Raw genomic sequence first — 25,293 nt, forward strand, 5'->3', positions numbered from 1 at the left:
CATCGCATCCGGGCATGGCAGGGCATACAGCAGAGGTATTGGTTAGGCGCCAAGCTCTGTCCTTAGAGTGGTCGCCCTCAAAACAACAAGGAATGCCCCATGCGCCTACGATCTCTGCCCTACCTGCTGGCCATCGCTCTGCCCTTTACCGCGCACGCCGATTCGCCCGGCAAGGACGCTACCGACCTCACCCGCCAGAGTAATCAGCAATGGCTTCAACGCCTGCCGTTCGCCGACCGTAACGACTTCGCCGATGCTCGCCGCGGCTTGCTCGAAGCCGTGGACCAAGCCGTAGTCACTGCCGATGGCAAAACCGTCTGGGACCTGCAGCGCTATGCATTTCTCAACGGCGAGGCACCGGCCACGGTCAACCCGAGCCTGTGGCGTATCGCCCAGCTCAATACCATCGCAGGCTTGTTCAAGGTCACCGAGGGCATCTACCAGGTACGTGGCCTTGACCTGGCCAACATGACCCTGATCGAAGGCGAGCACGGCCTGATCGTCATGGACCCGCTGCTGTCGGTCGAGACTGCCAAGGCCGGGCTGGCGATGTACTTCCGGCATCGCCCGCAGCGTCCGGTGGTGGCGGTGATCTACACCCATCCCCACGTCGATCACTTCGGCGGAGTGCGCGGCGTGATCGACGAGGCCGACGTCAAGGCCGGGAAGGTTCAGGTCATCGCCCCGCAGGGCTTCTTCGAGCATGCCATCAGCGAAAACGTGTTGGCGGGGCCTGCAATGAAGCGACGAGCGCAGTACATGTATGGCGCACCGCTGCCACGCGGGCCGCGCGGCCAAGTGGACGCTGGCCTTGGCAAGGGTGTACCGGCCAATGCCACGGTCAGCCTGATCGCCCCTACGCGGCTGATCGAAAAACCCATCGAGACGCTGCGCATCGATGGTGTCGATATTGAGTTCCAGCTCACGCCCGGCACCGAGGCACCTGCCGAAATGAACCTGTGGTTCCCCACGTTCAAAGCCCTGTGCATGGCCGAGAACGCCTCCCACGTGCAGCACAACGTGCTGACCTTGCGCGGCGCCCAGGTGCGCGATGCCAAGGTCTGGGCGTACTACCTGGATCAATCGCTGTTGCGCTACGGCAACCAGGCCGAAGTGGTCTTCGCCCAGCACCACTGGCCGACCTGGGGTGGTGAGGCGATCCGCGAGTACCTGGCCGACCAGCGCGACATGTATGCCTTCATCGACAGCCAGACCCTGCGCCTGATCAACCGGGGCCTTGGCCCCACCGAGATCGCCGCCGAACTGACCTCGCTGCCGCCTCGGCTGGCCAGCAAATGGTACAGCCGCGACTATTACGGCTCGCTCAGCCATAACGTGCGTGCGGTTTACCAGCGCTACATGGGCTTCTACGATGGCAACCCGGCGACGCTGAACCCGCTGCCGCCACGCGAGACTGGCGAACATTACGTCAAGGCCCTCGGCGGTGCCGAGCGAGTGCTGACCTTGGCCAAGCAAGCGTATGACAACGGCGACTACCGCTGGGTAGCAGAGCTTACCCGCCACCTGATTTTCGCCCAGCCGGACCATCGCGCCGCGCGCGAGCTGCAAGCCGACGCACTGGAGCAACTGGGCTATCAAAGCGAAAACGCCACCTGGCGCAACGCCTACCTGACCGGCGCGCAGGAACTGCGTAACGGTGTGGCAACCACCGCCAGTAAGGGCGGTAGCGCCGATGACCTGGTGCGAGCGCTGACCCCATCGCTGTTCTTCGACTACCTGGGCGTGCGTGTCGATGCAGCCAAAGCTGCCGCGCAGGACCTGACCATCAACTGGCGCTTCACCGACATGAACGAGTCCTATGCCCTGACCCTGCGCAATGGCGTGCTTACCCACCGCGACCATACGCAACACGCCAAGGCGGATGTGCAAGTGTCGATGAGCAAGGCCACCTTGGACCTCATCGCACTCAAGCAGACCGGTTTCCTCAAGGAAACCAAGTCAGGTGGCATCGTCATCAGCGGCGAGCGGGAGAAATTCATGCGCTTCATGGCGCAGTTGGACGAACCAGATGGGCGCTTCAACATCGTCACGCCCTGATTGACTCGACAGCGCCGCTCTAGATTGAGCGGCGCAACCACACACACAGCACCAGCAGCGCCACCCCTATGGCACAGAGCGGCACGATGCAGGCGCCTGCGCGTCCTTGCTCGCTGCACAACATGCCCAGTCCTCGGCGGTAGATCCCCTGCTCCCGCACCCGCCCCAGCAACGCCAGCAGCACGCCCATGCCCGCAATGGCGAGCATTTCGCCGCGCCAGGCCAGGCATGCCACTAGCAGCAATGAGACTTGGGTACGCCGCCAGGCCAGCACCGTGCGTTCTGCCTGCAGTCCCTGGTCGACACTGCAATCAACCATGCCAACGCCCCCACAACGCCTCTACCAGCGCAATGCTGGCCAGCGCGCATGCGATGCTCAGCAGCGGTACCAGCCGAGGTAACGGCAATGGCGCTTCGCAACGCAGTGCGCGTTCCACCGTTAACCAGCGCCAGCCAGCGCCCAGGCTTACCAGCAAGCTGGCTGCCAGCAGTGCCATTTCCATCGCCACCCGACCCGGCTGGGGCCAGGCGTGAGCAGCGAATGTCTCGATGGCAATGGCCCCGCCGAGCAACGCCAGGGCTGTGCGGATCCACGCAAGAAAGGTGCGCTCATTGGCCAGGGTAAAGCGCGGGTCGGGAGGCTTGCCCTGCCCCAGCAACCAGCGTTCCCACGTACGGTGACGATGATCAGGATTCATCTAGGGTCCTTTTTCAGCGCAGCCCCTGGCTACGCAGTGCGCCGGGTGAGAAGTAAGATGCACTGGTGCGTACATTGAAGGCGAAGGGCCTGGGTTGCTCGTTGGTCAGGCCTGAGAGCTGGTAGCGGCCACTGCGTAGGTCGTAGATCGCCTCCATGGCGTTGACCAGTGACTGCCCCGCCACGTGGTAATAGCTGTGGGCCTGGGCCGTACGCCAAAGCTTTCCCTGGCGATCGTAGAAGTCCGCCTCGACGATGGCCCAGCTGTCCTCGTCCAGGTAGTAGCGACGGCTCGCATAGATATGCTTCGCCCCCGGCTTCAGGGTGCCCACCAGTTCCCAGACCCGGTGCAGCTCGTAACGGGTCAACTGCGGGGTGACATGGCCTGGGCCGACCAGTGCTGCATAACCGACCAGCGGCGATGCCAGGCGATAGCTGTTATAGGGCACGTGCAGGGTCTTCTTACCGACCAAAGTCCATTCATAGAGGTCTGGAGCGCCGTTGAACATATCCCGGCTGTCGGCGGTTCGCAGGCCGGCAGTGCCCGGGGTGATGCTGTCATAGGCCAGCGCCGGTGCGCGACGAACCCGCCGCTGGCTGCTGCTGTACAACCACGACAAGCGCGGCTGCGCCACCTGGTCGAGGGTTTCGTGCAGCACCACGGCGTCGCCGGCCAGGCGCGACGGCGCGGTCAGGCGGTAGCTCAGGTAGTACAACACGTTACCGGTCCGACCTTCGGCCAGTACATCGGGTCGGGCGAAGGTCTGTTGCATGCTCATCGTGACGAAGCGTCCGTCTCCCCGTGGGGTGACACTGTCCGAGGCCAGGCTGTAGCTGCCATTTCGCGGTCGCGTGAGGTGATTCCATAGCACTTGCAGGCCGTTGCTCGGCTGCGGAAATGCGAGCACTCCGGCAAAGCCCTGCAAGCCATTGCCATCGTTGGTCAAATGAACGCTGGTAGCGTTGTGCCGCGCCCACTCGGCCACTTGGGTCGACACCGCGACACTGCGATGCGACGGGTAGACAGGTAGGCGAAACGACTGGGGATAACGCTCGATCAAGGCCACTTGTCCATCCGTGAGCTGCTGACGATAGCGCTGGTAGTTCTGCGCGGTGATGACGTACAGCGGCTGCTCATCGGCGTAGGGATCCAGTGGCGTACCGTTGACCGACAGCGATACCTGACCCGCTTGCAATCCGCCAGTCCATGCCGGGACACTGCCATCGCGGGTAGGCCCTCGTTCGGCGCCCACGGGTGTCAGTTCCTCGGTCATCGGTGTCGCCCCCAGGTGCGGGGCCAACAGGCTGGCGTGGACGAGCAGGATGCAGCGCAGCAGTGCTAAAGATTTCATATCGCGTGGCCTCTTGTATTTACCGGACCTGACCGGGCTTGCCTTGGCCTGCCCTTTCGGGGTGATACTAGGAGCCGCGCTTCGAACCCCACAAATAACGTGTTCGGATACGTGCCATATCAGTTCGGCATACCCTTGGAACCGCTCCAATGACCTTGAAACAGCTCCGTTACCTGATCGCCATCGTCGAAGCTGGCAGCTTCTCTTCCGCCTCACGCCGGTCCTATATCGCCCAACCTGCGTTGAGCAGGCAGATCGGCCTGCTGGAGAGTGAACTGGAGATGCAGTTGCTCGACCGCCAGTACGACGGCATTGCCCTGACCGACGCCGGGCGCCAGTTGTACGAGGTGGCCCGCCAGGTTGTGCAGAAACTCGACTCGGTCAAGGACGAGCTGAAATCCAGCCGCGGCGACCCTAAAGGCCATGTGGCCATCTCCATTCCGGCCACGGCCGCCGACTTGCTGCTACCGGAAATCGTCAGGCGCGCCGAACAACGCTTCCCCGGGGTGACCCTGACGGTGTGGGATGGCCTGAGCCGAGAGGGTGGCCAGGCCATCGAACTGGGCAAAGTGGATTTTGGTGTGGTGCCCAACGCCGAGGAGCTCGAGCATGTGGAAGCCGAGGCAATCTTCACCGAGGCCCTCTACTGGGTCGGCGCCAGCGCGCCGGGTGCCGCCGACACCATCACCCTGGCCGAAGCGGCGGCCACCCGGTTGGTCCTGCCACCCCGCGCGCTACACCTGCGCCGCCGCATCGAGCAGGCAGCCATGGAAGCGGGCGTGCCCTTGGCAGCGGCCTATGAACAGCAATCGGCTCCCGGCATCGCCAGCCTGGTGCGTGCAGGCCTGGCGGCGACCATCAGCAACTGGCCGCCGCTCAGTGAACTGCTTGAACCCACGGCGGCGCGACGCATTGTCGAACCGCGCATCAGCCGCACCATCGCCTTGGCCCATTCGCGCCACAAGCCGCTGTCGTTCGCCGCTGGCTGCCTGCGCGACCTGGTGCGAGGCGTGTTGGTCGACCTGGTCAACAGTGGCCGTTGGCGGGGCGAGCTGATTGGGTGTGAGGCTGAGCCATTGGAGTCCGTGCTTGGTGTTCAGCTTGCGGTCTGAGAGCGCACCCGGACACCCCGCTTGACCACAGCTGGCTCGCGCAAGCGCTGTAACGTGCGCTGCGGATTCAAGGTCGCCAGGCCAACCAATCCGGCCAGCACCAGCACCGCGCCACATACCAGGAAACCCTGGGCGTAACCGGCCGGGTGTTCGGCCCCCGCGCCCTGCACCAGCAGACCAGTCACCACCGGTGCTGCCAGGCCGGCCAGTGAAGCGATACCATTGCCCATCGCGAGGATGCCGCCACGCTGGGCCGCCGGGGTGAACTCGGCGAGCATCGCCGGCCCCACCGAGTACATCACCAACGCCAGGCCCCCACTAAAGGTCAGCGCGGCAACCCGTACCGCAGTGCTCAGCCCAGGCAGGATCAACGATGCCGACAGTAGCCCTCCCAGCACCAGGCACAGCGAGACGAAGACTCCGCGCGCCACCCGCGACGGCATGCCTCGGCGCATCAGACGCTGCGATAGCCAGGCCAACAACAGGCTTAGCGGCGTGGTCACCACCACGAACATGACGAAGATGTGCCCCGTCTGCAGCGGATCGATACCCAGGCCGACCTGCAGGTAACTGGGCACCCAGGTCAAGGTCAGGGCCAGCGACCAGTTGGCTGCGAAGTGGCAAAGGTAGTTGCCAAGGACGCTGGGGTCGCTCAACAACCTGCGATACGGTATCGCCGTGTCATCCGCCCTGAGTTGGCTGGCACGCAGGCGCTCGAGGGTGCCCTCCTTACCCAGTCGCCACCAGAGCAGGCACCAGACCAGGCCGATCAGCGCAAGGATAATGAAGTTGGTGCGCCAGCCATAGTTCAGGCTGACCCAGGGGATCATCGCGCCCGCCACCAGCAGCCCCATGGCACTACCGGCATGCAGCAACGCTACCGGCAGGTTGCGTCGGTCATTGGGGAACCACTTGTACAGCGCATGGGTCGCCACCGGTGATGCCGGTCCCTCACCGATGCCCAGCAACACGCGGCAGGCAACGATCGCCCAGAGTGAGGTGGCGAACAGCATCGGCAGTTGTATCACTGCCCAGAAAAGGCCCATGCCCAACAGCAAGGTCCGTGTCGGGCGCCGGTTGGCCATGAAGCCACCGACCACGGCCGATGCGGCAAAGCACCAATGCAAAGCGCCACCGATCAGACCGAACTCAGTGGCCGTCAGGCCCAATTCGGCGCTCATCGGCACCGCCACCAGGCCGATCACCACCTTGTCGAGGAAGTTCACCAGCATCAGCAATGCCAGCAGGACGGCCACCAGCCAGGCCGTACGAGGGTTGGGCAGCGAAGAATCTGCAGTCATGGCAAGTACTCTTGTTCTTGTTGTGGGGTGTTGCAAGGCCGCCCCAAGGGCGGCCCGACGGTCACGCAGGCATCAATACGCCTTTGGCGATGGTGTTGCGTTGGATCTCGCTGGTACCGGTGAGGATACGCATCATCCGCGTGGCGCGGAAAATCCACTCCACGGGATGGCCCTGCATCAGCCCGGCCCCGCCATGCACCTGCACCGCTTTGTCGGCGATACGAAACGCCGCTTCGGAGACGAACAGCTTGCACATCGGCGCCTGGGTGCGAATATCGCCTCCGGCGTCGTTCACCTGGGCGGTTGCATACACCATGCTGCGCGCGGCATGCAGTTCGGTGGCCATGTCGGCGATCATATGGTTCACCGCCTGGAACATGGCGATCGGCTGGCCGAACTGCTTGCGCGTACGCGCATGCTCGATCGACAGGTTCAGGGCCAGGCCGGCCATACCCAGCAGGGTTGGGCAATGTAGCAAGCGATTGAGGGTGATGCGGCCCATGGCAAGCTTGAAGCCCTGCCCCTCCTCACCGATCAGGTTGGCCGCTGGCACACGCACTTCGTCCAGCACGATATCGCCATGGGCTCCGCCGCCGGACATCACTGAATAGTCGCTCTCGACACGTACGCCCCGAGCCTTCAGGTCGACGAAGAACGCCGAAATCCCCTGGGCGCCCTGCCCCGGACCGGTCACCGCCAGCAGCACTGCCAGGTCGGCATAGGTCGCACCGGAAATGTAGCGCTTGCTGCCGCTGAGCACATAATGATCGCCTTCACGCCGTGCCTGGGTGCGAATGGCCGTTGCATCCGAGCCTGCCTCGGCCTCGGTCAGGGCGAAACACACGGCTTTTTCGGCGCGGCACACTGGCTGTAGGAAGGTCTCGACCTGATAAGGGCTGGCTACTTTGAACAGGTGGCCGACGCGCGGCGGCCCGGACAACTCGCCCAGTACATGCGGCGCGAGCATCGACCCGGTCAGCACCGTGGCCTCCTTCACCGCGCACAGGTCCGCGACGTTCAGGCCGGCACCGCCCATGCTTTCTGGCAACATGACCTTGTAAAGACCTTGTTCACTGGCGCGTTTCCACACCTGGCGCAGCACTGCCTGCGGGTGCGGACGTGCCCAGTCCAACTGTGCCTCTTGCTCCAGCGGACGAACCTGGTCGCGGACGAAACCTTCGATGGCTTCGATGATCTGCGCAGCCTTTGCACTTGGTTGATACATGCTGATGCTCCCTGATTAGATACGACGTTCGCTGTGTTGCCAGTAGGCTTCGCGGACCAGTCGGCGCACGACCTTGCCATTGGGGTTCTTCGGTAGTTCGGCGACGAAATCCACACCGCGTGGCTTCTTGAATCCGGCCAGGGCGCGGCCGCAGCGCTCGATCAGCTCGGCCGCATCCAGCTGTGCCCCAGGCTTGAGCACCACCACCGCGCGCACCGCTTCGCCCCACTGTTCGTCGGGGACGCCGACTACCGCCGCCTCGAACACTTCGGGGAAGCCATAGATCACCTGCTCCACTTCGCTGGGGTACACGTTGAACCCACCGGAGATGATCATCTCCTTCTTGCGGTCGACGATGAACACGTAGCCCTGGGCATCGACGGTCGCCAGGTCGCCGGTGAGGTAGTAGCCGTCACGCATGACTTCGGCGGTGAGCGCCGGCGCACGCCAGTAGCCCTGCATGATGTCTGGCCCCTTGACGACGATCTCGCCGACCTCGCCCGGCGCCACATCCTCGAAGGCCTCGTTCACCACCCGCAAATCGGTCTCGAAATAGCACCGCCCGCATGAAGCCAGGCGCTGGTAATTGCCATCCTCGACCAGATGGTCCTGCTCGGTCAGCACGGTCACCAGCGAACAGGTCTCGCCAGCACCGTAACCTTGCGCGAGGATCGGCCCGAACAGTTCGATGGCCTTCTTCACCAGGGCCGGCGCCATGGGGGCAGCGCCATACATGACCAGCTTCAGGCTGGACAGGTCGAAGCGCTCGACACCAGGGAAGTTCACCAGCCGGTTGATCATCGCCGGCACCAGGAACAGCCGGGTCACCCGCTCACGCTGGATGGTCTCCAGCAACAGCGAATCGTCAAAACGGTCCAGCAGGAGGTTGCATGCGCCGACTGCCAGCAGCGGCATGATCTGCATACCGCTGGCATGGGTGATCGGCCCTACGTGGGCCATGACGTCATCAGGTCCGGAGCGACGCGTGGGGCTGGCGATACTCTTGCGCACCAGGGCCTTACGGTTGCCGAACGACAGCATGGCCGCCTTCAGCACACCGGAGCTACCCGAGGTATAGTGCAGCACCGCCAGCGCATCGTCGTCAGGGTCCCGGCAAAACGGCGCTTCGCTACCGAGTTCGAGCAGCGCGTCGTATCGCAGGTCACCGTCATCGCCTTCCAGCGCGATAACCTTGCGCAACATCGGTAACGTCTCGCGTCGCTCGGCCAGCGCGCGGGCGAAGGTGGCATCGGTGATCAGCGCAACGCTGCAAGCGTCTTCCAGCACCCGCACCACTTCATCCAGCGACAACCGCGCGTTGATCGGCACCTTGACCATCGCCGCCTTGTACAGGGCGACCTCCGCCTCCACCAACTCCACACGGTTGGCTGCCAGGATCGCCACATGTTCACCGGCGGCCACACCCAGTGCCCCCAGCCCCGAGGCCAGTCGGTTGCTACGGTGCTCCAGCTGGGCGTAGGTCAAGCGCGTCTGACGGTCCGCCACGGCGGTGTGGTCAGGCCAGTAGCGGGCACTGCGGGTAATGATCTTTCCAAGGTTCACGTTGTTGTTCTCGTCGACAGGAAGACGTCGACGATGCTAAACAGCGCGGGCCGGACAGATGTAATACCAGATTCCGATGCCGGCCATATCGAATTTGACTGGCTGGCGTTGGAAACGCCGAACGACACCAGCCGAAGTGTTTATGGCCCCTTGCATGACGCTCCGGGGTAGGCAGCCAAGCCAGACATTGGCTACCGTACCCTCTATTGCCCAACACCGAGCCGCCCATGACCCGCCCTCCTTCATCGACCAAGCCCAGCCACCTCGACAGCGAAGGCTGTGTGGTGGTGCGCGGCGCACGTGAACACAACCTCAAGGAGGTGGATGTCGCCATCCCCCGCGATGCATTGGTGGTGTTTTCCGGCGTGTCCGGCTCGGGCAAGTCTTCCTTGGCCTTCGGCACCCTGTACGCCGAAGCGCAGCGGCGCTATTTCGAATCCGTGGCCCCTTATGCCAGGCGCCTGATCGACCAGGTGGGCGTGCCGGATGTCGACGCCATCGATGGTTTGCCGCCGGCGGTGGCACTGCAACAGCAACGCGGGGCAAGCAATGCCCGCTCCTCGGTCGGCAGCGTCACCAACCTGTCCAGCCTGCTGCGGATGATGTACTCCCGCGCGGGCCACTATCCGCCCGGGCAGAGCATGCTGTATGCCGAAGATTTCTCGCCCAACACACCGCAAGGTGCCTGCCCGGCGTGCCATGGGCTGGGGCATGTCTTCCAGGTCACCGAAGCGACCCTGGTCCCCGACCCATCCCTGAGCATCCGTGACCGGGCGATTGCCGCATGGCCTCCGGCGTGGCACGGGCAGAACCTGCGCGACATCCTGGTGACCTTGGGCTACGACGTCGACAAGCCCTGGAAGGATCTGCCGCAGAAGGACCGCGACTGGATCCTGTTCACTGAAGAGTCGCCCACGGTGCCGGTTTACGCCGGACTCACACCCGCCGAAACCCGTATTGCGCTCAAGCGCAAGCTCGAACCCAGCTACATGGGCACCTTCACCGGCGCCCGGCGCTATGTGCTGCATACCTTCGCCAATAGCCAGAGTGCCCTGATGCGAAAGCGCGTGTCGCGCTTCATGCAAGGCCACCCCTGTCCGGCTTGTGCCGGCAAGCGCCTCAAGCCCGAAGCGTTGTCGGTGACCTTCTGTGGAGTGGATATCGGCACCCTGGCGCAGATGCCGCTGGACCAGGTGGCAGCACTGCTCGAACCGGTCGCCCAGGGCGAGACCAATGCGCATTTCACGCGCTCGGCAGAAAAACAACTGGCCGCGCAGCGCCTGGCCGAAGGCGTGCTGACGCGCCTGCGTACCCTGCAGCAACTGGGCCTTGGCTACCTCACCCTGGAGCGCGCCACACCGACATTGTCGACCGGCGAGCTTCAGCGCCTGCGCCTGGCCACGCAACTGAGTGCCTTGCTGTTTGGCGTGGTGTATGTGCTCGACGAGCCCTCCGCCGGGTTGCACCCTTCTGACAGCCAGGCGCTGTACGATGCCCTCGACCGGCTGCGCGTTGCTGGAAACTCGGTATTCGTGGTCGAGCACGACCTTGAGTTGATGCGCCGCGCTCAGTGGTTGGTGGACGTCGGCCCCGATGCCGGCGAGCGCGGTGGACGGGTGCTGTACAGCGGTCCGCCGGCCGGTTTGCGTGAAGTGGCCGAGTCCCACACTGCCCATTACCTGTTCGAGCAGTTGCCCACCCCCGCCAGTCATGCCCGCACGCCCACCGGTTGGCTGGAGCTACAGGGGATCCGCCGGCACAACCTGCAGGGCGTCGATACCCGCGTGCCACTTGGCGTGCTCACGGCGGTCACGGGTATTTCCGGCTCCGGCAAATCGAGCCTGATCGCCCAGGCTTTGCCTGAGTTGATGCTGCTTCACCTGGGGCACGAACCGGAAGAGAACACCGACGACAGCAGCGTCGAAGGGCCGACCATCATCGAACGCACCAGCGGCCACCTCGGTGGTGACGTGCATGCCGTGCAACGTGTCGTGCAGGTGGACCAAAAGCCAATCGGCCGCACCCCACGCTCCAACCTTGCCACCTACACCGGATTGTTCGACCCGGTTCGCAAATTGTTCGCCGCCACCGAGCAGGCACGCAAGCGCCGCTACGACGCCGGACGCTTTTCGTTCAACGTGGCCAAGGGACGCTGCGATACCTGCGAAGGTGAAGGCTTCGTCAGCGTCGAGCTGCTGTTCATGCCTAGCGTCTATGCCCCCTGCCCCACCTGCCACGGTGCCCGTTACAACGAAGAAACCCTCGCTGTCCGCTGGAACGGCCACACCATCGCCGACGTGCTGCGCATGACTGTGGAGCAAGCCTGCGACAGCTTCGCCGATGAACCGGCCGTATTGCGCTCACTGCAGGTCCTGCGTGAGATCGGCCTGGGCTACCTGCGCCTGGGTCAACCGGCCACCGAGCTGTCCGGTGGCGAGGCCCAACGCATCAAGTTGGCCACTGAGCTGCAGCGCAGTCAGCGCGGCCGCACCCTGTATGTGCTCGACGAGCCGACCACAGGCTTGCACGTAGCCGATGCCGACCGCCTGATGGCGCAACTGCAGCGCCTGGTCGATGCCGGCAACAGTGTAGTGGTGATCGAGCACGACATGCGCGTGGTTGCACAGGCTGACTGGGTCATCGACATCGGGCCGGGTGCGGGACATGCAGGTGGCCGGGTCGTGGCGACGGGGACAGTCGACCACGTCGCTCAGGTCAAGGGCAGCCGTACTGCACCGTACCTTGCACAAGAGCTGGCAAGGAGAGTCTGAAACTCCGGCCTTGCCAACCTACAGTCATCACTTGGCTAACGGCGGTCCCGGCTAGCCTCGACGAACGTCGCGTCAACCGTCCGCCGACGCCCACTGACGCGATGATTCACTCTACCGGGTGCTGGCCATACAACCCGGCGCTCGCACTAGCCGGTCGGCTGTTGACCATGCAGTACAGCGCCCCAGCCAGCACCAAACCCATGGCCCAGCTGATATCAGCGTCCAGCCACTGGGCAATGAATCCGGTGTAGAACGACAGCTTCATGAACGGTATCGTGCCAATGATGGAGACCGCATAGACCGCCAGGGTCCGCCGGTTGAAGCGCCCGTAGCGGCCCTTGATATCGTAAAGGTCAGCCACCGAGTAGTGGCCTCGGCAGACCCAGTAGTAGTCCACCAGGTTGATCGCGCTCCAGGGGATCAACAGGTACAGCTGACCGATCAGAATGTCGGCGAAGAAGGTGTCGAAGTGGTACTGGGTGGCGATCGCGATCAGGGTTGCGGCAATGCTCAGTACCGCCATCACCACGGCTTTGGCTGCTGCTGTGACCTGCTTGAGCTCGCCGAATGCACCGAAGATCGTCACCGTGGACATGTAAGCGCTGTAGAGGCAAAGCACGTTGTACTGGATGACGCCCAACGCGATCACAGCCAGCGCCAGCGGTGCCCACGGTCCGAACAACGAGGCAATCGCGGTGGCCGGGTCGTGGCCGAGCGCGGTGGGTATGGCCACGGCCAACAAGGCACCAAGCGCCATCATGGCGAATGAACCCAACGCACAACCGCAATAGGTCGTCCAGAATGTGTCGCGGGTGCGTACATTGGCCGGCAGGTAGCGTGAATAATCAGCCACATAAGGGCCATAGCCCAATGTCCATGAAGCTGCCTGGGCGATGACCAAATTGAACGCTGCGAACGAGAAACCGGTGCTCGGCGCCATGGTCGCGGCCGGGTCCAGCGGGTACAACAGGATCAGCACCATGGCGGTGGCGAACACCAGCGTCGACAAAACGCTCATCCAGGCGCCCAAGCGGTGGATCAGTTCATAGCCAACGAAACCGATAACGAAGGTCAGCACACCAACCAGTACGATGGCCTGGTCATCGCTCATCGGCATCAGCGCCTTCAAGGCATCGCGCATGAGCACGCCACTGGCGGCCAGAAACAACACTGCCGCAACAACCATCACCAACAGCGGAATGGCTGCGCCATAGACGCCGAATTGCGCGCGGCTCTGGATCATTTGTGGAATGCCCAGGTGCGGGCCCTGGGCCGAGTGCGCGGCCATGAACACGGTGCCGACCAGGTTGCCGATCAACAAGCCCAGCAATGTCCAGCCGAAACTCAAGCCTGACGCAATACCCAGCGTGCCGACCATCAAGGCCGTGACCTGGAAATTGGAACTGAACCAGATAGTGAACAAACGTCGGGGGGTGCCGTAACGCTCGCTATGGGGGACAAACTCGATACTGCGCTTTTCCAGCTTCACGACAGCCTCCTGATTCATTTTCACGATTATCAGTGGGTTATCGATGGCCTCTCGGCCTGTTAGCGAACGCCTCATAGCTAGTAACGCCATGCCTCGGCGCAATGACCGACGGCCAACCCGGTCCTCGACGCTGCAGTCGTGGATTGTCTAAGATGCCCCCTTTACCGTTTCAGCATGTTTCAATAAGGATCTCGATGTCTGTTATTCAAGCGCCACCGCCAGTGCGCAGCACGTCCACCGTTGCCAAGATGGAGGCCGCCCTGGCGCTGGGCAGCTTCGCCATCGGTACCGGCGAGTTCGCCATCATGGGCTTGATGCCCGATATCGCCAATAACCTGCAATTGAGCGAGCCTCAGGTGGGCCATGCGATCAGTGCCTACGCCCTGGGGGTGATGGTCGGTGCACCGACACTGGCCATTCTGGGCGCCAGGCTGCTGCGCAAGCACCTGTTGCTGTGGTTGATGGCGCTTTATGCCATCGGTAACCTGGCCACAGCATTCGCACCCTCGTTCGCCAGCCTGGTCGCCTTCCGGTTCATCAGCGGGCTTCCCCATGGAGCATACTTCGGTATCGCGGCGGTAGTGGTTTCGAGCATGGTGCCGACCGATCAGCGTGCCAGCGCGGTGGCGCGGGTCATGATGGGGCTGACCTTGGCGATGTTGCTGGGCAACCCGGTCGCCACTTTCCTCGGGCAATTCTTTGGCTGGCGTTCCGCTTTCGTGCTGGTCGGGATGATCGCCCTGTGCACCATCGCCATGGTCTGGCGCTTCGTGCCCCAGCGCCATGACGAGGTGCGCAGCGACCCACGCAAGGAGCTGCAGGCCTTCCGGCTGCCACAGGTGTGGATGGCACTGGCCATCGCCTCCATTGGCTTTGCGGGTATGTTCTGCGTGTTCAGCTACCTGGCCCCGACCATGCTCGAAGTCACCCAGGTGTCACCGCAGTGGATTCCATTTGGCCTGGCAGCATTCGGGGTCGGCGGCATCGTCGGTAACATCGCAGGCGGCAAGCTGTTCGACCGTTGGCAGTTCCGCGCCGTTGGGCTGGTGCTGGTATGGTCGATGGCGGTGCTGCTGTTCTTCTCGTTCGCCGCCAGCGCACTGTGGTCGCTGCTGCTGGGGATTGGCCTGGTCGGCACCATGATCGCATTGGCAGCGCCCCTGCAGATTCGTTTGATGGATATCGCCCATGAAGCCCCAAGCCTGGCAGCGGCGTCGAACCATGCAGCATTCAACCTGGCCAATGCGCTCGGTCCCTGGTTTGGCGGAATGGCGATCACTGCCGGCTTGGGGTGGACGAGTACGGGTTACATCGGCGCTGCTGCCGCCCTGGTTGGCCTGGCGCTCTACCTGTGCGCGCGCCGCATGAAAGGTGGGCACTGAACCGTGAGCAGTACGGCCGTGGGGCTCCCCCACGGCCTTTTATGTATACTCCGGCGCCCCAGAGTCAAATTACCGTGCGCCATGAAAAAACTGTTGTATGTCATAACCTTAGCCTTCTCTGCCATTCCCTGCGCCTTCGCTACTCCACCCGCAACGTTCACCGAAGCCAAAGTCATCGCCAAACAGCAGGTCTACCTTGACCAGGCCAACAGCGCCATGGGGGACCTGTACTGCGGCTGCAAGTGGACCTGGGTTGGTAAATCCGGCGGTCGCATCGATCCCGCCTCCTGCGGCTACGAAACCCGCAAGCAGAAAAACCGGGCCGAACGCACCGAATGGGAACACATCGTCCCGGCCTGGACCTTCGGCCATCAGCGCCAATGCTGGCAGAACGGTGGGCGCGAGCAGTGCGTGGACGAAGACCCTATTTTCCGCGCGATGGAGGCAGACCTGTTCAACCTCTATCCTGCCGTGGGGGAAGTGAATGGCGACCGCAGCAACTTCAACTACGGCATGGCCTCGGGCGTCGCCCCGCAATACGGTCAGTGCACGACCAAGATCGACTTCCAGCAGAAGGCCGCGGAACCCCGCGACGAAGTCAAAGGCCTGGTTGCCCGCACCACCTTCTACATGTTCGATCGCTACAAGCTGAGCATGTCGCGTCAGCAACAGCAGTTGCTGATGGCCTGGAACAAGCAGCACCCGGTGTCCGCCTGGGAAAAAGAACGCAACGCCCGCATCGCTCGGATCATGGGGCACTCCAACCCATTCGTGACCGGTGAGCGCACCTGGTCGCTCGGCTACAAGCCAGTGGGTGACGGTGTGGTCGCCGCCGTGGCGGCAAAAAGTGCCACGGCCAAGCCTGCCGAGCGTACCGTTGCCAGCAACGCGACTTCCGGTGCCGTGCTCGGCAACCGCAACAGCCATGTGTATCACCTTGCCACTGGTTGCCCCGGCTACTACCAGCTCTCCCAAAAGAACCAGGTCATGTTCGAGTCGGAATCCCAGGCTCAGGCTGCCGGGTATCGCAAAGCGGGCAATTGCAAGTAAACGTGCAAGACAGGGAGCTCCAAGGCTCCCTGCCCCTTCCCACGGCGATCAGACAACTCACGAGCACATCAGTGCTGCGTCCAACAACCTGCCCTTGTCGTACCAGGCATCGCGTTGATAAGCGGAATAGTGATGCTGCGTTCCAGACGGGCGAATCTCGACCAGGCCGGTGGACTGTCGTGGGTCCGTGCTTTCGAGGAACAGCGCCAGCGCATGGTTGTCTTCGCGCATGAATGCCTTCTCACCCGCAGGAAGCTCATCCCGTACGCATTTTATGAAGTCGGGCGGGCTTTTCAGCGTGGTCCCCGCCACATTGTCATGCCCCATCCGGATATCCGGGTCATGGGCGCACCCCGTCACCAGTAGGGCCGCAAACAGCGGTACCAGCGCATGACGGGTAATGGAAAGTGATGGACGAATGCTGGACGTGCGTTTCATGTGGCAATTCTCCGACGCGCCCCGATAGGAAAATCAACGTTCGGCGGATACAGCCCTTTTTTATTGTGGCGTCAGCAGGTCGACAGGCTCAACCTGCTCAGTCTAGCCCTGGGCATCCGCTGGCCATAGGCAGGTTCGCTATAGTCGTTATGAAGGTTCGTAGCTCAAGACCCCGCGCCGCCTTCGAGCGGGCTCATTCCAGACCTTCGAGCAGGCCATCGGCGCGAAGCACTTCGGCAATCACCGAGTCATCGACCGCGTACACGCCTCGCGAGGCTTTCCACACCAGTTTCTTCTGCTGTAGCGCGATCAGGGCCTGCTGCACGCCGGGAACCTCGACATGGACGTCACTCGCCTCGATGCCCGCCAGGGTCATGGCCTTGCCGTAAAGCACCATGGTCGGCGCTTCGAAGGGCGCGTAGTCATCGCCCTTGACGCTCATCACCCGAATCACCGCCGACTGGATCGGGGTCAGGCTGTGAATTACCTTCCTGAGGTTGGCGTTCAGCTCATCGGCCTGGGCGCGCACCCGTTCGGCAAAGCGTGCAGGAATCGCATCCGGCTCGATGACGAAGTCGAATCGGATCTCGTCGGCTGCCGCGCCCAGCAGTTCAGGACGATAACCACTCTCCTTGAACAGCTGGAACACCTGAGCAGGGTCCAGTGCTCCGGCAAGATCGACGTTGGCGCAGAACCAGTCGATGAAGTCCTGGTCCAGCGTTGGAAACTGCACCATCGAAGCGCCAAAGAATGCCTGGTCCTTGCTGTTGCGCAACATCGCCAGCTTGTCCCGATTCGAACCGGTGCAAACGATGCGCAGGCCGTAGTGCCTTGAGCTGTTGAGCTCGTCCCTCGCCGCCTTGAGCGCGAACAGTGCTGCCACGCCTTCGTCGGTGGTGATCGCATGTTGCGCTTCGTCGATGATCAGCACGATGATCTTCTTCGACTCATCGGAAAGTGCCACCAACGCTGCCGTCAGGTCGATGTCCTTGCCCAGGCCAATCTTGTCCAGGCTGAAGTTGAGGCCACCGACTACGACCTTCTCCATCCCCGACGACCGTGCCAGCCGTGTGATGAAACCCTCATTGCGCCCGACCGCTTCGCGTACCGCCTCGACGATGACCTGGCCAGGGTCTTTCTTCAGGTCTTTCCACAAGTCGGCGTACAGCACGATCGCCCCTGTCGCCTCCAAGGCAGGCCGCAGGTCTTCACGGGCGAAGGTGGACTTACCGGTACGCCGTGGCGCCGCCAGGAAAACGCCCGAGCTGGCAGCACTGCCCACCGCGACCTGCAAGATCAGTTTGGAAAGCCGCGCAGCCAGGGCGGGTCGGTGATAGAGGGTTTCGGTCATTCCGGTCCTTTGAGCGTCGGTTATAGGAAACTATAGAACGATTATAGACCAATTATAGAAGCGCGCGATTTTACAGACGATTATAGGCCGACTATAGAACGCAGCGAAACGGAAAGAGAACATTTGTACCCCTCGATATTGGCGCTGCAAAATCGGATCCAACGCGTTAAGGTAGGGAACAGGGACGGACCAATCGCCACGGAGCTCGCCATGACCACCCTCTCACGCCTCAGTTTGTTGGTTTTAGTCCTCGGCATGGTCCTGGGCGACATCATCGTGGCCAGCGTGGGACTGGTTGGCCTGTGCGGCGCCGCCGTCTACTTCACCCTCAAGCAGGATGCTCAGGACCCGCCCACCTCACCCGGATTCCTCGCCTAGGAAGACGCCGGCAGACGAATCCTGAACTGCGCACCCCCTAACGCCGACTGCGCCACGGTCAATGTCCCGCCCTGCCCCTCGATCGCCCTTCGGCTGATCGCCAGCCCCAAGCCAAACCCACCGGTGTTGCGGTCACGGCTGCGATCCAGGCGATAGAACGGCTGGAAGATGCGTTCGCGTTCTTCGGGCGGAATACCGATGCCATCATCCTCCACGGTCAGCAGGCAGGCCCCGTCCTCCTCCTGCCGCAAGCGCAGCAACAGGCTCTGGTCGCAATAACGCATGGCGTTGCGCACGAGGTTCTGCACTGCACGCGCGGTCAACCTCGGGTCGAGCACGAAGCGCGGCAACATGCCCTCTGCGCGCACTTCCCATTGGATACCACGGCCGTCCAGCTCCTCGGCAAAACCGCCCAGCACGCTGTCGACCAACTCCAGCAGCGACACCTCGACCCGCTCACGGGCCTGGTCGGCGTTGTACAAGCGGCTATAGGACAACAACTCAAGCACCAGCTCATCCAGCTCGCGCACATGCCCAACGAGTTCCAGCAGGCGTTTGCGACTGGCTGGCGGCACTTCATCGAACAGCAGCACGAGGCCGAAATCCAGGCGGGTCAGCGGCGTGCGCAGCTCATGGGAAACCGCGTTCAGCAGTTCACGTTGCTGATTCACATGCCGTTCCAGGTCACTGGCCATGGTGTCGAACACTCCCGCCAGTTCTCCGATGTTGGAATGCGGCGAAATGTGCGTGCGCTCGGCCATCTGCCCTTGGCCCAGACGCCTTGCGGTCTCCTTGAGTCGCTCAAGGTCACGCCAGTGCGGCCACACCCACAGCAGCAGGCATCCCAGCATGGCCGCGCCAATCAACACGGTAACGCCCCAGGACAACAGGTTGATGTCCAGCGGATCGGGCGGCGCATGCAAACGTACCAGCCAGTCATTGTTCAGCGGGGCCAAAACGGTCTCGTAGTAACCCCAATCGCCGATACGCACCGCATAAAGCCCTTGCGCCAGACGCGCCTGTTCGTCGCGGCTCAAGCCCGCCTGGTCATTGCGCAGCAATTGGACCTGGAGCGGCTCGAACACCTTGGCCAGGTCCCGCTCCACCGTCGGCCACTGCTCGGACGGGGTCTGTTGGAACTGGCGGACGATCAAGGTCTGTACACCTTTGGCCTGCTCCAGGTTATAGGCCATGAAGCGGTCCTGGAACAGTCCGACGATGGCATCCGGAATCAACAGCAAGGCACCGGCGTAGGCGACGATGATCACTAGGTACAGGCGCACCAGGATTTTCAGCATGCGGGTTCAGCACTCCCACTCGACACGACTGAACAGGTATCCCTTGCCCCAAACGGTCTTGATCTTGCGCGCTTCGCCGGCATTGTCGTCGAACTTGCGACGCAGCTTGGAAATGGCGACGTCCACCGAGCGATCGGTGCCGTTGAATTCGATACCCCGCAGTTCCTGCAGAATGCGATCGCGGCTCAGCACCTCGCCGGCACTGCGCGCCAACACCACCAGCAGGTTGTACTCGCCGCTCGACAGTTCCACTTCTTCGCCCCGCCACGTCACCGCGCGTTCGGCCAGGTCGATGCGCAAACTCCCCACCTGGATCAGATCACTTTCCAGGCGCGGCTCGTTGACGCTGCTACGGCGCAACAGGGTGCGCACGCGGGCCAGCAATACCCTGGGCTCGCAGGGCTTGGTGACATAGTCGTCCGCGCCCATCTCCAACCCCAAGACCTGATCGTGACTGTCATCACGGGCGGTGAGCATCAGAATGGGCAGGCTCTGCGAGGCCTGGCGCAGCAAGCGACACACCTGCAGGCCATCGAGGCCCGGCAGCATCAGGTCGAGTATCACCAGGTCGGGCTTTTGTTGATGGAATGCGTCCAGGACATGGTCGCCACGGGCAATCACCTGCACATGGTAGTCGTTTCGTTGGAGGTAGCTGGCAATCAGCTCGGACAACGCGCTGTCGTCTTCGACCAGAAGAAGGTTTGGCATACGCACTTTGATACATAACAAGAGGTAGGCAGGATATAGAATCCTACGCTTCGTCAGGGCCATTCTTCACACTTTTTCACACTCGCCCTACAGCTGGTAACAGGCAGCCAGCCCGCGGCTGCCTTAGGATACGCACGCTCATCATCGGAAGATCGGTATGCCTATTTCTTTCCCTTCGCGCCTGCGCCCAATGGCGCTTCTGGCGCTTGTCACCCTGACTCTGGCCGGATGCGACGACAGCTCGCAACCCAATGAACAAACACCCAAGCCCCAGGTGCGCGTGGAAACCGTGCAGCTGCAGCCTCTGGCAGTCAGCACTGAGCTGAGCGGCCGGCTGCTCGCCCCGCGCACCGCCGAAGTTCGCGCCCGGGTGGCGGGCGTGGTGCTCAAGCGTGTGTACCGCGAAGGCAGCGACGTCAAGCAAGGCGATGTGCTGTTCCTGATCGACCCGGCACCGTTCAAGGCTGACCATGACAGCGCCCGCGCTACCCTGGCCAAGGCCCAGGCTACCTTGTACCAGGCCCGGCTGCAGGAGCAACGCTACCGCGAGCTGGTCGACGACAAGGCCGTCAGTCGCCAGGAGTACGACAATGCGCGCGCGGCGTTCCTGCAAGCCGATGCGGCGGTCGCCGAAGCCAAGGCGGCGCTCGAGCGGGCACGCCTTAACCTGGGTTACGCCACGGTCACCGCCCCTATCTCGGGGCGCATTGGCCGAGCGCTCGTCACCGAGGGCGCACTGGTCGGGCAGAACGAGACCACGCCCCTGGCGACCATCCAGCAATTGGACCCGATCCATGCCGACGTCACCCAGTCGACCCGCGAACTCAACGCCCTGCGCCGCGCCTTGCGGGCAGGCGAGCTGCAACAGGCAGGTGATGGCCAGGCCCGTGCCACGTTGATCCAGGACGACGGCAGCGCCTACCCGCTGCCGGGGAAGTTGCTGTTCTCCGACATCAGTGTCGACCCGAGCACCAACCAGATCACCCTACGCAGCGAGTTCCCCAACCCGGATCTCGACCTGCTGCCGGGCAGCTACGTGCGCGTTCGCCTCGAACAGGCGCTGCAACCCAAGGGTATCAGTGTCCCGCAACGGGCCATCCTGCGTGACAGTGCCGGGGTACCGAAGGTGCTGGTGGTCGACCAACGGTCCCAGGTCAGCGAGCGCCAAGTCGCGCTGGGCAACGCCCAAGGTGACCGCTGGGTCGTCAGCGAAGGCCTGGCCCCTGGTGAGCGCGTGGTCATCGAAGGGCTGCAACACATCAAGGCCGGCGACCAGGTGCAAGTCGACGCCCCCCAGGGTGCCCAGCCCATTGCCCAACACCTCGGCCAGTGAGGGCCTGATCCATGCCGCAGTTCTTCATTGAGCGCCCCATCTTCGCCTGGGTGGTGGCGCTGTTCATTCTTTTGGCCGGAGCGCTGTCGATTGTGCAGTTGCCGGTGGCCCAGTACCCCAACGTGGCGCCACCGCAGGTCGAGATCTACGCCGTCTATCCTGGCGCTTCCGCGGCGACCATGGACGAGAGCGTGGTCAGCCTGATCGAGCAAGAGCTCAACGGTGCCGACAACCTGCTTTACTTCGAGTCGCAAAGCAGCCTGGGCAGTGCCACCATCACCGCCACCTTCGAGCCCGGCACCCATCCGGACATGGCCCAGGTCGACGTGCAGAATCGGCTCAAGGTCGTCGAGTCGCGCCTGCCCCGCCCCGTCACCCAACAGGGCCTGCAAGTGGAGAAGGTCTCCACCGGCTTCCTGTTGCTCGCGACCCTCACCTCCGAGGACGGCAGCCTGGATGAGACCGCTCTGTCCGACATCCTGGCGCGCAATGTGATGAACGAGATCCGTCGCCTCAAGGGTGTCGGCAAGGCGCAGTTGTATGGCTCCGAACGGGCCATGCGCATCTGGATCGACCCGGCCAAGCTGATCGGCTACCAGCTCACGCCCAATGACGTCGCCGCCGCCATCGCCGCGCAGAACGCCCAGGTCGCGCCTGGCAGCATCGGCGACCTGCCCGCCCGTGGCACACAGGAGATCACCGCCAATGTGGTGGTCAAGGGCCAGCTGAGCACGCCGGAAGAATTCGCCGGCATCGTGCTGCGTGCCAATACTGACGGCTCCAGCGTGACCATCGGCGACGTCGCCCGGGTTGAGATCGGTGCTCAAGAATACCAGTACGGCACTCGCCTGAACGGCAAGCCAGCTACGGCCTTCAGCGTACAGCTCGCCCCCGGCGCCAACGCCATGGAGACTGCCGATCTGGTGCGGGCAAAAATGCAGGAGCTGTCACGCTACTTCCCCGAAGGGGTCCGGTACGACATCCCCTATGACACCTCGCCGTTCGTCAAAGTGTCGATCAAGCAAGTGATCAACACCCTGTTCGAGGCCATGCTGCTGGTGTTCGCAGTCATGTTCCTGTTCCTGCAGAACCTGCGCTACACCCTAATCCCAACCTTGGTGGTGCCAGTGGCGCTGATGGGTACCTTTGCCGTGATGCTGGCGATGGGCTTCTCGGTCAATGTGCTGACCTTGTTCGGAATGGTGTTGGCCATCGGTATCCTGGTGGACGATGCCATCGTGGTGGTGGAGAACGTCGAGCGCATCATGGCTGAAGAAGGTCTTGAGCCCAGGGCGGCGACGCGCAAGGCCATGGGCCAGATCAGCGGCGCTATCGTCGGTATCACCCTGGTGCTGGTGGCGGTGTTCCTGCCGATGGCCTTCATGAAAGGCTCGGTCGGGGTGATCTACCAGCAGTTCTCGGTGTCCATGGCGGTGTCGATCCTGTTCTCGGCATTCCTGGCACTGAGCCTCACACCGGCCCTGTGCGCGACACTGCTCAAACCGGTGGCCAAGGGCGGGCATCATGAGCGCAAGGGGTTCTTCGGATGGTTCAATCGTCGTTTCGAAGCGACAAGCGAAGGCTACCAACGCTGGGTAATGGCGGCGCTCAAACGCAGCGGCCGTTATCTGCTGGTCTATGGCGCGCTGCTGGCGGTTCTGGGTTATGGTTTCAGCCAATTGCCCACCGCATTCCTGCCCACCGAAGACCAGGGCTACACCATTACCGACATTCAGTTGCCACCCGGTGCCAGCCGCATGCGCACCGAGCAGGTGGCAGCGCAGATCGAAGCCCACAACGCTCAGGAGCCAGGGGTGGGCAACACCACGGTGATCCTCGGCTTCAGCTTCTCAGGTAGCGGGCAGAATGCCGCGCTAGCCTTCACCACGCTCAAGGACTGGTCCGAGCGACGGAGTGACGACAGCGCCCAGTCGATTGCCGACCGTGCAACCGTGGCCTTCAGCCAGATCAAGGACGCGATCGCTTTCTCGGTGCTGCCACCGCCCATCGATGGCCTGGGCGAGTCGACGGGTTTCGAGTTCCGCCTGCAGGACCGAGGTGGCATCGGTCATGGCGAGCTGATGGCAGCCCGTGACCAGTTGCTGGCCGGCGCAGCCAAGAGCAAGGTGCTGACCAATGTCCGCGAGTCATCGCTGGCTGAAAGCCCACAAGTGCAACTGGAAATCGACCGCCGCCAGGCCAATGCCCTGGGTGTGTCGTTTGCCGACATTGGCTCGGTATTGGATACCGCAGTGGGTTCCAACTACGTCAACGACTTCCCCAACCAGGGGCGCATGCAACGCGTGGTGGTACAGGCCGAAGGCGACCGGCGCAGTCAGGTGCAAGACCTGCTGAACATCCATGTGCGCAACAGCAGCGGCAAGATGGTACCTCTGGCTGCCTTCGTCCAGGCCAGGTGGGTCAGCGGACCCGTGCAACTGACCCGCTACAACGGTTACCCGGCGGTATCGATCTCAGGCGAACCGGCGGCCGGTTACAGCTCGGGTGAAGCGATGGCTGAAATCGAGCGCCTGGTAGCCCAGTTGCCCGTGGGTACGGGTCTGGAATGGACCGGCCTGTCGCTGCAGGAGCGTCTGTCCGGCAGCCAGGCCCCCTTGCTGATGGGGTTATCGTTGCTGGTGGTGTTCCTGTGCCTGGCCGCACTGTACGAAAGCTGGTCGATCCCCACCGCGGTGTTGCTGGTGGTGCCGCTGGGTGTGCTAGGGGCGGTGCTGGCGGTGACCCTGCGCGGCATGCCCAACGACGTGTTCTTCAAGGTCGGCTTGATCACCCTGATCGGTTTGTCGGCCAAAAATGCCATCCTGATCATCGAGTTCGCCAAGAGCCTGGTCGACCAGGGGCATGATGCCGTCGACGCTGCGGTTCAGGCTGCCCGTCTGCGCTTGCGCCCCATCGTCATGACCTCCCTGGCGTTCATCCTCGGCGTGGTGCCCCTGGCCATCGCCACCGGCGCCAGCTCGGCCAGTCAGCAGGCCATCGGCACCGGAGTGATCGGCGGCATGCTCAGTGCCACCCTGGCGGTGGTGTTCGTGCCGGTGTTCTTCGTGGTGGTGATGCGTCTGGCCGGGCGCGGCAGCGCCATCCAGGGCAAGCTGTTGACCGACGAAACCTGACTGGACAAGCAGCCCGTTGAATGAGAGGGTTCCCGGCATCGACTGCCCGGAACCCTTTTTCATGCCAGACGCACTGCCCCCCTGCTCCATCCTCATCCTCGCCGGCGGCCGTGGCCAACGCATGGGCGGCCGCGACAAGGGCCTGGTCGACTGGCAGGGCGAACCGCTGGTGGCGCATGTGCAGCGCGTGGTACGGCCTCTCAGCGATGACCTGGTGATTTCCTGCAATCGCAATCAGGACACCTACCGGGCCTATGCCAACCAACTGGTTGGCGATGCAGACCCGGATTTCCCCGGCCCCCTGGCCGGGGTGATCGCTGGTCTTGCAAAGGCACGTCATGAGTGGGTGGTGGTGCTGGCCTGCGACGCGCCGCTGGTCGACCAGGCACTGATCGACGACCTGCGCAAATTGGCCGTGCAGCATGACCGCTGCGCGATGGTTCGCCAGGGTGGGTTCTGGCAGCCAATGTTCAGCGTCCTGCCGCGCCGGGTATTACCCTTGCTCGAACAAGCCTGGGCAGCAGGTGAGCGGAGTTTGCAGAGAGCGCTGATGCGCCAGTCGATTGAAGGGCTGGACTGCGCGGAAGAGGATCCAAGGTTGAGCAACTTCAACAGCCCGAATCTGCTGAAGCGGACTTTGTAGGAGCGGGCTC

The 25,293-nt window shown here is 63.0% G+C and carries 20 protein-coding genes; 9 read left to right on the forward strand and 11 right to left on the reverse strand.

Going from position 1 to position 25,293, the window contains the following annotated elements; translation table 11 throughout:
* Nucleotides 1-99 precede the first annotated feature (99 nt).
* Entirely contained in the window at nucleotides 100-2,058 is a 1,959-nt protein-coding gene (locus VXM67_RS14135; RefSeq protein ID WP_186598852.1) for an alkyl sulfatase dimerization domain-containing protein, read from the forward strand.
* A gap of 19 nt (nucleotides 2,059-2,077) precedes the next feature.
* Here VXM67_RS14135 and VXM67_RS14140 read toward each other — a convergent pair whose 3' ends face one another.
* The 3 genes from VXM67_RS14140 to VXM67_RS14150 are packed head-to-tail and all read right to left on the reverse strand — an operon-like array spanning nucleotide 2,078 to nucleotide 4,107.
* Nucleotides 2,078-2,377: a DUF202 domain-containing protein gene (locus tag VXM67_RS14140; RefSeq protein ID WP_104881758.1), complete on the reverse strand. Its 300-nt coding sequence runs from the start codon at nucleotides 2,375-2,377 to the stop codon at nucleotides 2,078-2,080.
* The gene (locus VXM67_RS14145) at nucleotides 2,370-2,756 is read right to left on the reverse strand and encodes a DUF202 domain-containing protein (protein ID WP_023380611.1); all 387 of its coding nucleotides are present in this window, start codon (nucleotides 2,754-2,756) and stop codon (nucleotides 2,370-2,372) included. The genes VXM67_RS14140 and VXM67_RS14145 overlap by 8 nt, the downstream gene beginning before the upstream one ends.
* A 13-nt stretch (nucleotides 2,757-2,769) precedes the next feature.
* Nucleotides 2,770-4,107 (reverse strand): DUF1329 domain-containing protein, encoded by a 1,338-nt coding sequence (locus VXM67_RS14150; protein WP_049818714.1) that lies wholly within the window; start codon nucleotides 4,105-4,107, stop codon nucleotides 2,770-2,772.
* Nucleotides 4,108-4,256: 149 nt separating this feature from the next.
* Between VXM67_RS14150 and VXM67_RS14155 the strand changes: the two genes are divergently transcribed.
* A complete protein-coding gene (locus VXM67_RS14155; protein WP_367237095.1) occupies nucleotides 4,257-5,219 on the forward strand; it encodes a LysR family transcriptional regulator in 963 nt (320 codons plus the stop codon).
* Here the strand turns inward: VXM67_RS14155 and VXM67_RS14160 are convergent.
* From VXM67_RS14160 to VXM67_RS14170, 3 genes are all read right to left on the reverse strand, one after another.
* Nucleotides 5,204-6,520, reverse strand: a complete 1,317-nt coding sequence (locus VXM67_RS14160) for an MFS transporter (RefSeq protein ID WP_367237096.1) — start codon at nucleotides 6,518-6,520, stop codon at nucleotides 5,204-5,206. The two genes, VXM67_RS14155 and VXM67_RS14160, sit on opposite strands and share 16 nt — an antisense overlap.
* A 61-nt stretch (nucleotides 6,521-6,581) precedes the next feature.
* Nucleotides 6,582-7,745 carry an acyl-CoA dehydrogenase family protein gene (locus VXM67_RS14165; RefSeq protein ID WP_023380615.1) on the reverse strand — a complete coding sequence of 388 codons (1,164 nt, stop codon included), beginning with the start codon at nucleotides 7,743-7,745 and terminating at the stop codon, nucleotides 6,582-6,584.
* 15 nt (nucleotides 7,746-7,760) lie between these two features.
* Nucleotides 7,761-9,308: an AMP-binding protein gene (locus tag VXM67_RS14170; protein WP_027906936.1), complete on the reverse strand. Its 1,548-nt coding sequence runs from the start codon at nucleotides 9,306-9,308 to the stop codon at nucleotides 7,761-7,763.
* Between the two features lie 227 nt (nucleotides 9,309-9,535).
* Between VXM67_RS14170 and VXM67_RS14175 the strand changes: the two genes are divergently transcribed.
* Nucleotides 9,536-12,079 (forward strand): excinuclease ABC subunit UvrA, encoded by a 2,544-nt coding sequence (locus VXM67_RS14175; RefSeq protein WP_023380617.1) that lies wholly within the window; start codon nucleotides 9,536-9,538, stop codon nucleotides 12,077-12,079.
* Between the two features lie 106 nt (nucleotides 12,080-12,185).
* On the opposite strand, the gene VXM67_RS14180 is transcribed toward VXM67_RS14175, so the two are convergent.
* Nucleotides 12,186-13,568 (reverse strand): cytosine permease, encoded by a 1,383-nt coding sequence (locus tag VXM67_RS14180; RefSeq protein ID WP_023380618.1) that lies wholly within the window; start codon nucleotides 13,566-13,568, stop codon nucleotides 12,186-12,188.
* A 248-nt stretch (nucleotides 13,569-13,816) separates the two neighbouring features.
* On the opposite strand from VXM67_RS14180, the gene VXM67_RS14185 reads away from it, so the two are divergent.
* Entirely contained in the window at nucleotides 13,817-14,950 is a 1,134-nt protein-coding gene (locus tag VXM67_RS14185) for an MFS transporter (RefSeq protein ID WP_051376122.1), read from the forward strand.
* An 81-nt stretch (nucleotides 14,951-15,031) separates the two neighbouring features.
* On the forward strand, nucleotides 15,032-16,000 hold the full coding sequence (locus VXM67_RS14190) for an endonuclease (protein WP_023380621.1): 969 nt from the start codon (nucleotides 15,032-15,034) through the stop codon (nucleotides 15,998-16,000).
* A 57-nt stretch (nucleotides 16,001-16,057) separates the two neighbouring features.
* On the opposite strand, the gene VXM67_RS14195 is transcribed toward VXM67_RS14190, so the two are convergent.
* Both VXM67_RS14195 and VXM67_RS14200 read right to left on the reverse strand, forming a co-directional pair.
* Nucleotides 16,058-16,327 carry a hypothetical protein gene (locus VXM67_RS14195; RefSeq protein WP_023380622.1) on the reverse strand — a complete coding sequence of 90 codons (270 nt, stop codon included), beginning with the start codon at nucleotides 16,325-16,327 and terminating at the stop codon, nucleotides 16,058-16,060.
* A gap of 304 nt (nucleotides 16,328-16,631) precedes the next feature.
* Nucleotides 16,632-17,789 carry an ATP-binding protein gene (locus tag VXM67_RS14200; RefSeq protein WP_023380623.1) on the reverse strand — a complete coding sequence of 386 codons (1,158 nt, stop codon included), beginning with the start codon at nucleotides 17,787-17,789 and terminating at the stop codon, nucleotides 16,632-16,634.
* A gap of 210 nt (nucleotides 17,790-17,999) precedes the next feature.
* Here VXM67_RS14200 and VXM67_RS14205 point away from each other — a divergent pair, with 210 nt between their 5' ends.
* Nucleotides 18,000-18,167 (forward strand): hypothetical protein, encoded by a 168-nt coding sequence (locus tag VXM67_RS14205; RefSeq protein ID WP_167332793.1) that lies wholly within the window; start codon nucleotides 18,000-18,002, stop codon nucleotides 18,165-18,167.
* Here the strand turns inward: VXM67_RS14205 and VXM67_RS14210 are convergent.
* The gene (locus VXM67_RS14210) at nucleotides 18,164-19,465 is read right to left on the reverse strand and encodes an ATP-binding protein (RefSeq protein ID WP_023380625.1); all 1,302 of its coding nucleotides are present in this window, start codon (nucleotides 19,463-19,465) and stop codon (nucleotides 18,164-18,166) included. The two genes, VXM67_RS14205 and VXM67_RS14210, sit on opposite strands and share 4 nt — an antisense overlap.
* A 6-nt stretch (nucleotides 19,466-19,471) precedes the next feature.
* On the reverse strand, nucleotides 19,472-20,173 hold the full coding sequence (locus VXM67_RS14215; protein WP_023380626.1) for a response regulator transcription factor: 702 nt from the start codon (nucleotides 20,171-20,173) through the stop codon (nucleotides 19,472-19,474).
* Between the two features lie 157 nt (nucleotides 20,174-20,330).
* Here VXM67_RS14215 and VXM67_RS14220 point away from each other — a divergent pair, with 157 nt between their 5' ends.
* From VXM67_RS14220 to mobA, 3 genes are all read left to right on the forward strand, one after another.
* A complete protein-coding gene (locus VXM67_RS14220) occupies nucleotides 20,331-21,506 on the forward strand; it encodes an efflux RND transporter periplasmic adaptor subunit (RefSeq protein WP_104881750.1) in 1,176 nt (391 codons plus the stop codon).
* 11 nt (nucleotides 21,507-21,517) lie between these two features.
* Nucleotides 21,518-24,640, forward strand: a complete 3,123-nt coding sequence (locus tag VXM67_RS14225; RefSeq protein ID WP_367237097.1) for a multidrug efflux RND transporter permease subunit — start codon at nucleotides 21,518-21,520, stop codon at nucleotides 24,638-24,640.
* 61 nt (nucleotides 24,641-24,701) lie between these two features.
* Nucleotides 24,702-25,283 (forward strand): molybdenum cofactor guanylyltransferase MobA, encoded by a 582-nt coding sequence (gene mobA, locus VXM67_RS14230; protein ID WP_023380629.1) that lies wholly within the window; start codon nucleotides 24,702-24,704, stop codon nucleotides 25,281-25,283.
* The last annotated feature ends 10 nt before the right edge of the window (nucleotides 25,284-25,293 follow it).

The organism is Pseudomonas sp. Rh2 (assembly GCF_040762985.1).
Lineage (GTDB): Bacteria > Pseudomonadota > Gammaproteobacteria > Pseudomonadales > Pseudomonadaceae > Aquipseudomonas > Aquipseudomonas taiwanensis.

What these genes read in the sequence shown, in the direction of transcription:
- VXM67_RS14135 (WP_186598852.1), top strand. Translation starts at nt 100, where the DNA reads ATGCGCCTACGATCTCTGCCCTACCTGCTGGCCATCGCTCTGCCCTTT.
- VXM67_RS14140 (WP_104881758.1), bottom strand. Translation starts at nt 2,377, where the DNA reads ATGGTTGATTGCAGTGTCGACCAGGGACTGCAGGCAGAACGCACGGTG.
- VXM67_RS14145 (WP_023380611.1), bottom strand. Translation starts at nt 2,756, where the DNA reads ATGAATCCTGATCATCGTCACCGTACGTGGGAACGCTGGTTGCTGGGG.
- VXM67_RS14150 (WP_049818714.1), bottom strand. Translation starts at nt 4,107, where the DNA reads ATGAAATCTTTAGCACTGCTGCGCTGCATCCTGCTCGTCCACGCCAGC.
- VXM67_RS14155 (WP_367237095.1), top strand. Translation starts at nt 4,257, where the DNA reads ATGACCTTGAAACAGCTCCGTTACCTGATCGCCATCGTCGAAGCTGGC.
- VXM67_RS14160 (WP_367237096.1), bottom strand. Translation starts at nt 6,520, where the DNA reads ATGACTGCAGATTCTTCGCTGCCCAACCCTCGTACGGCCTGGCTGGTG.
- VXM67_RS14165 (WP_023380615.1), bottom strand. Translation starts at nt 7,745, where the DNA reads ATGTATCAACCAAGTGCAAAGGCTGCGCAGATCATCGAAGCCATCGAA.
- VXM67_RS14175 (WP_023380617.1), top strand. Translation starts at nt 9,536, where the DNA reads ATGACCCGCCCTCCTTCATCGACCAAGCCCAGCCACCTCGACAGCGAA.
- VXM67_RS14185 (WP_051376122.1), top strand. Translation starts at nt 13,817, where the DNA reads ATGGAGGCCGCCCTGGCGCTGGGCAGCTTCGCCATCGGTACCGGCGAG.
- VXM67_RS14190 (WP_023380621.1), top strand. Translation starts at nt 15,032, where the DNA reads ATGAAAAAACTGTTGTATGTCATAACCTTAGCCTTCTCTGCCATTCCC.
- VXM67_RS14195 (WP_023380622.1), bottom strand. Translation starts at nt 16,327, where the DNA reads ATGGGGCATGACAATGTGGCGGGGACCACGCTGAAAAGCCCGCCCGAC.
- VXM67_RS14200 (WP_023380623.1), bottom strand. Translation starts at nt 17,789, where the DNA reads ATGACCGAAACCCTCTATCACCGACCCGCCCTGGCTGCGCGGCTTTCC.
- VXM67_RS14205 (WP_167332793.1), top strand. Translation starts at nt 18,000, where the DNA reads ATGACCACCCTCTCACGCCTCAGTTTGTTGGTTTTAGTCCTCGGCATG.
- VXM67_RS14210 (WP_023380625.1), bottom strand. Translation starts at nt 19,465, where the DNA reads ATGCTGAAAATCCTGGTGCGCCTGTACCTAGTGATCATCGTCGCCTAC.
- VXM67_RS14215 (WP_023380626.1), bottom strand. Translation starts at nt 20,173, where the DNA reads ATGCCAAACCTTCTTCTGGTCGAAGACGACAGCGCGTTGTCCGAGCTG.
- VXM67_RS14220 (WP_104881750.1), top strand. Translation starts at nt 20,331, where the DNA reads ATGCCTATTTCTTTCCCTTCGCGCCTGCGCCCAATGGCGCTTCTGGCG.
- VXM67_RS14225 (WP_367237097.1), top strand. Translation starts at nt 21,518, where the DNA reads ATGCCGCAGTTCTTCATTGAGCGCCCCATCTTCGCCTGGGTGGTGGCG.
- mobA (WP_023380629.1), top strand. Translation starts at nt 24,702, where the DNA reads ATGCCAGACGCACTGCCCCCCTGCTCCATCCTCATCCTCGCCGGCGGC.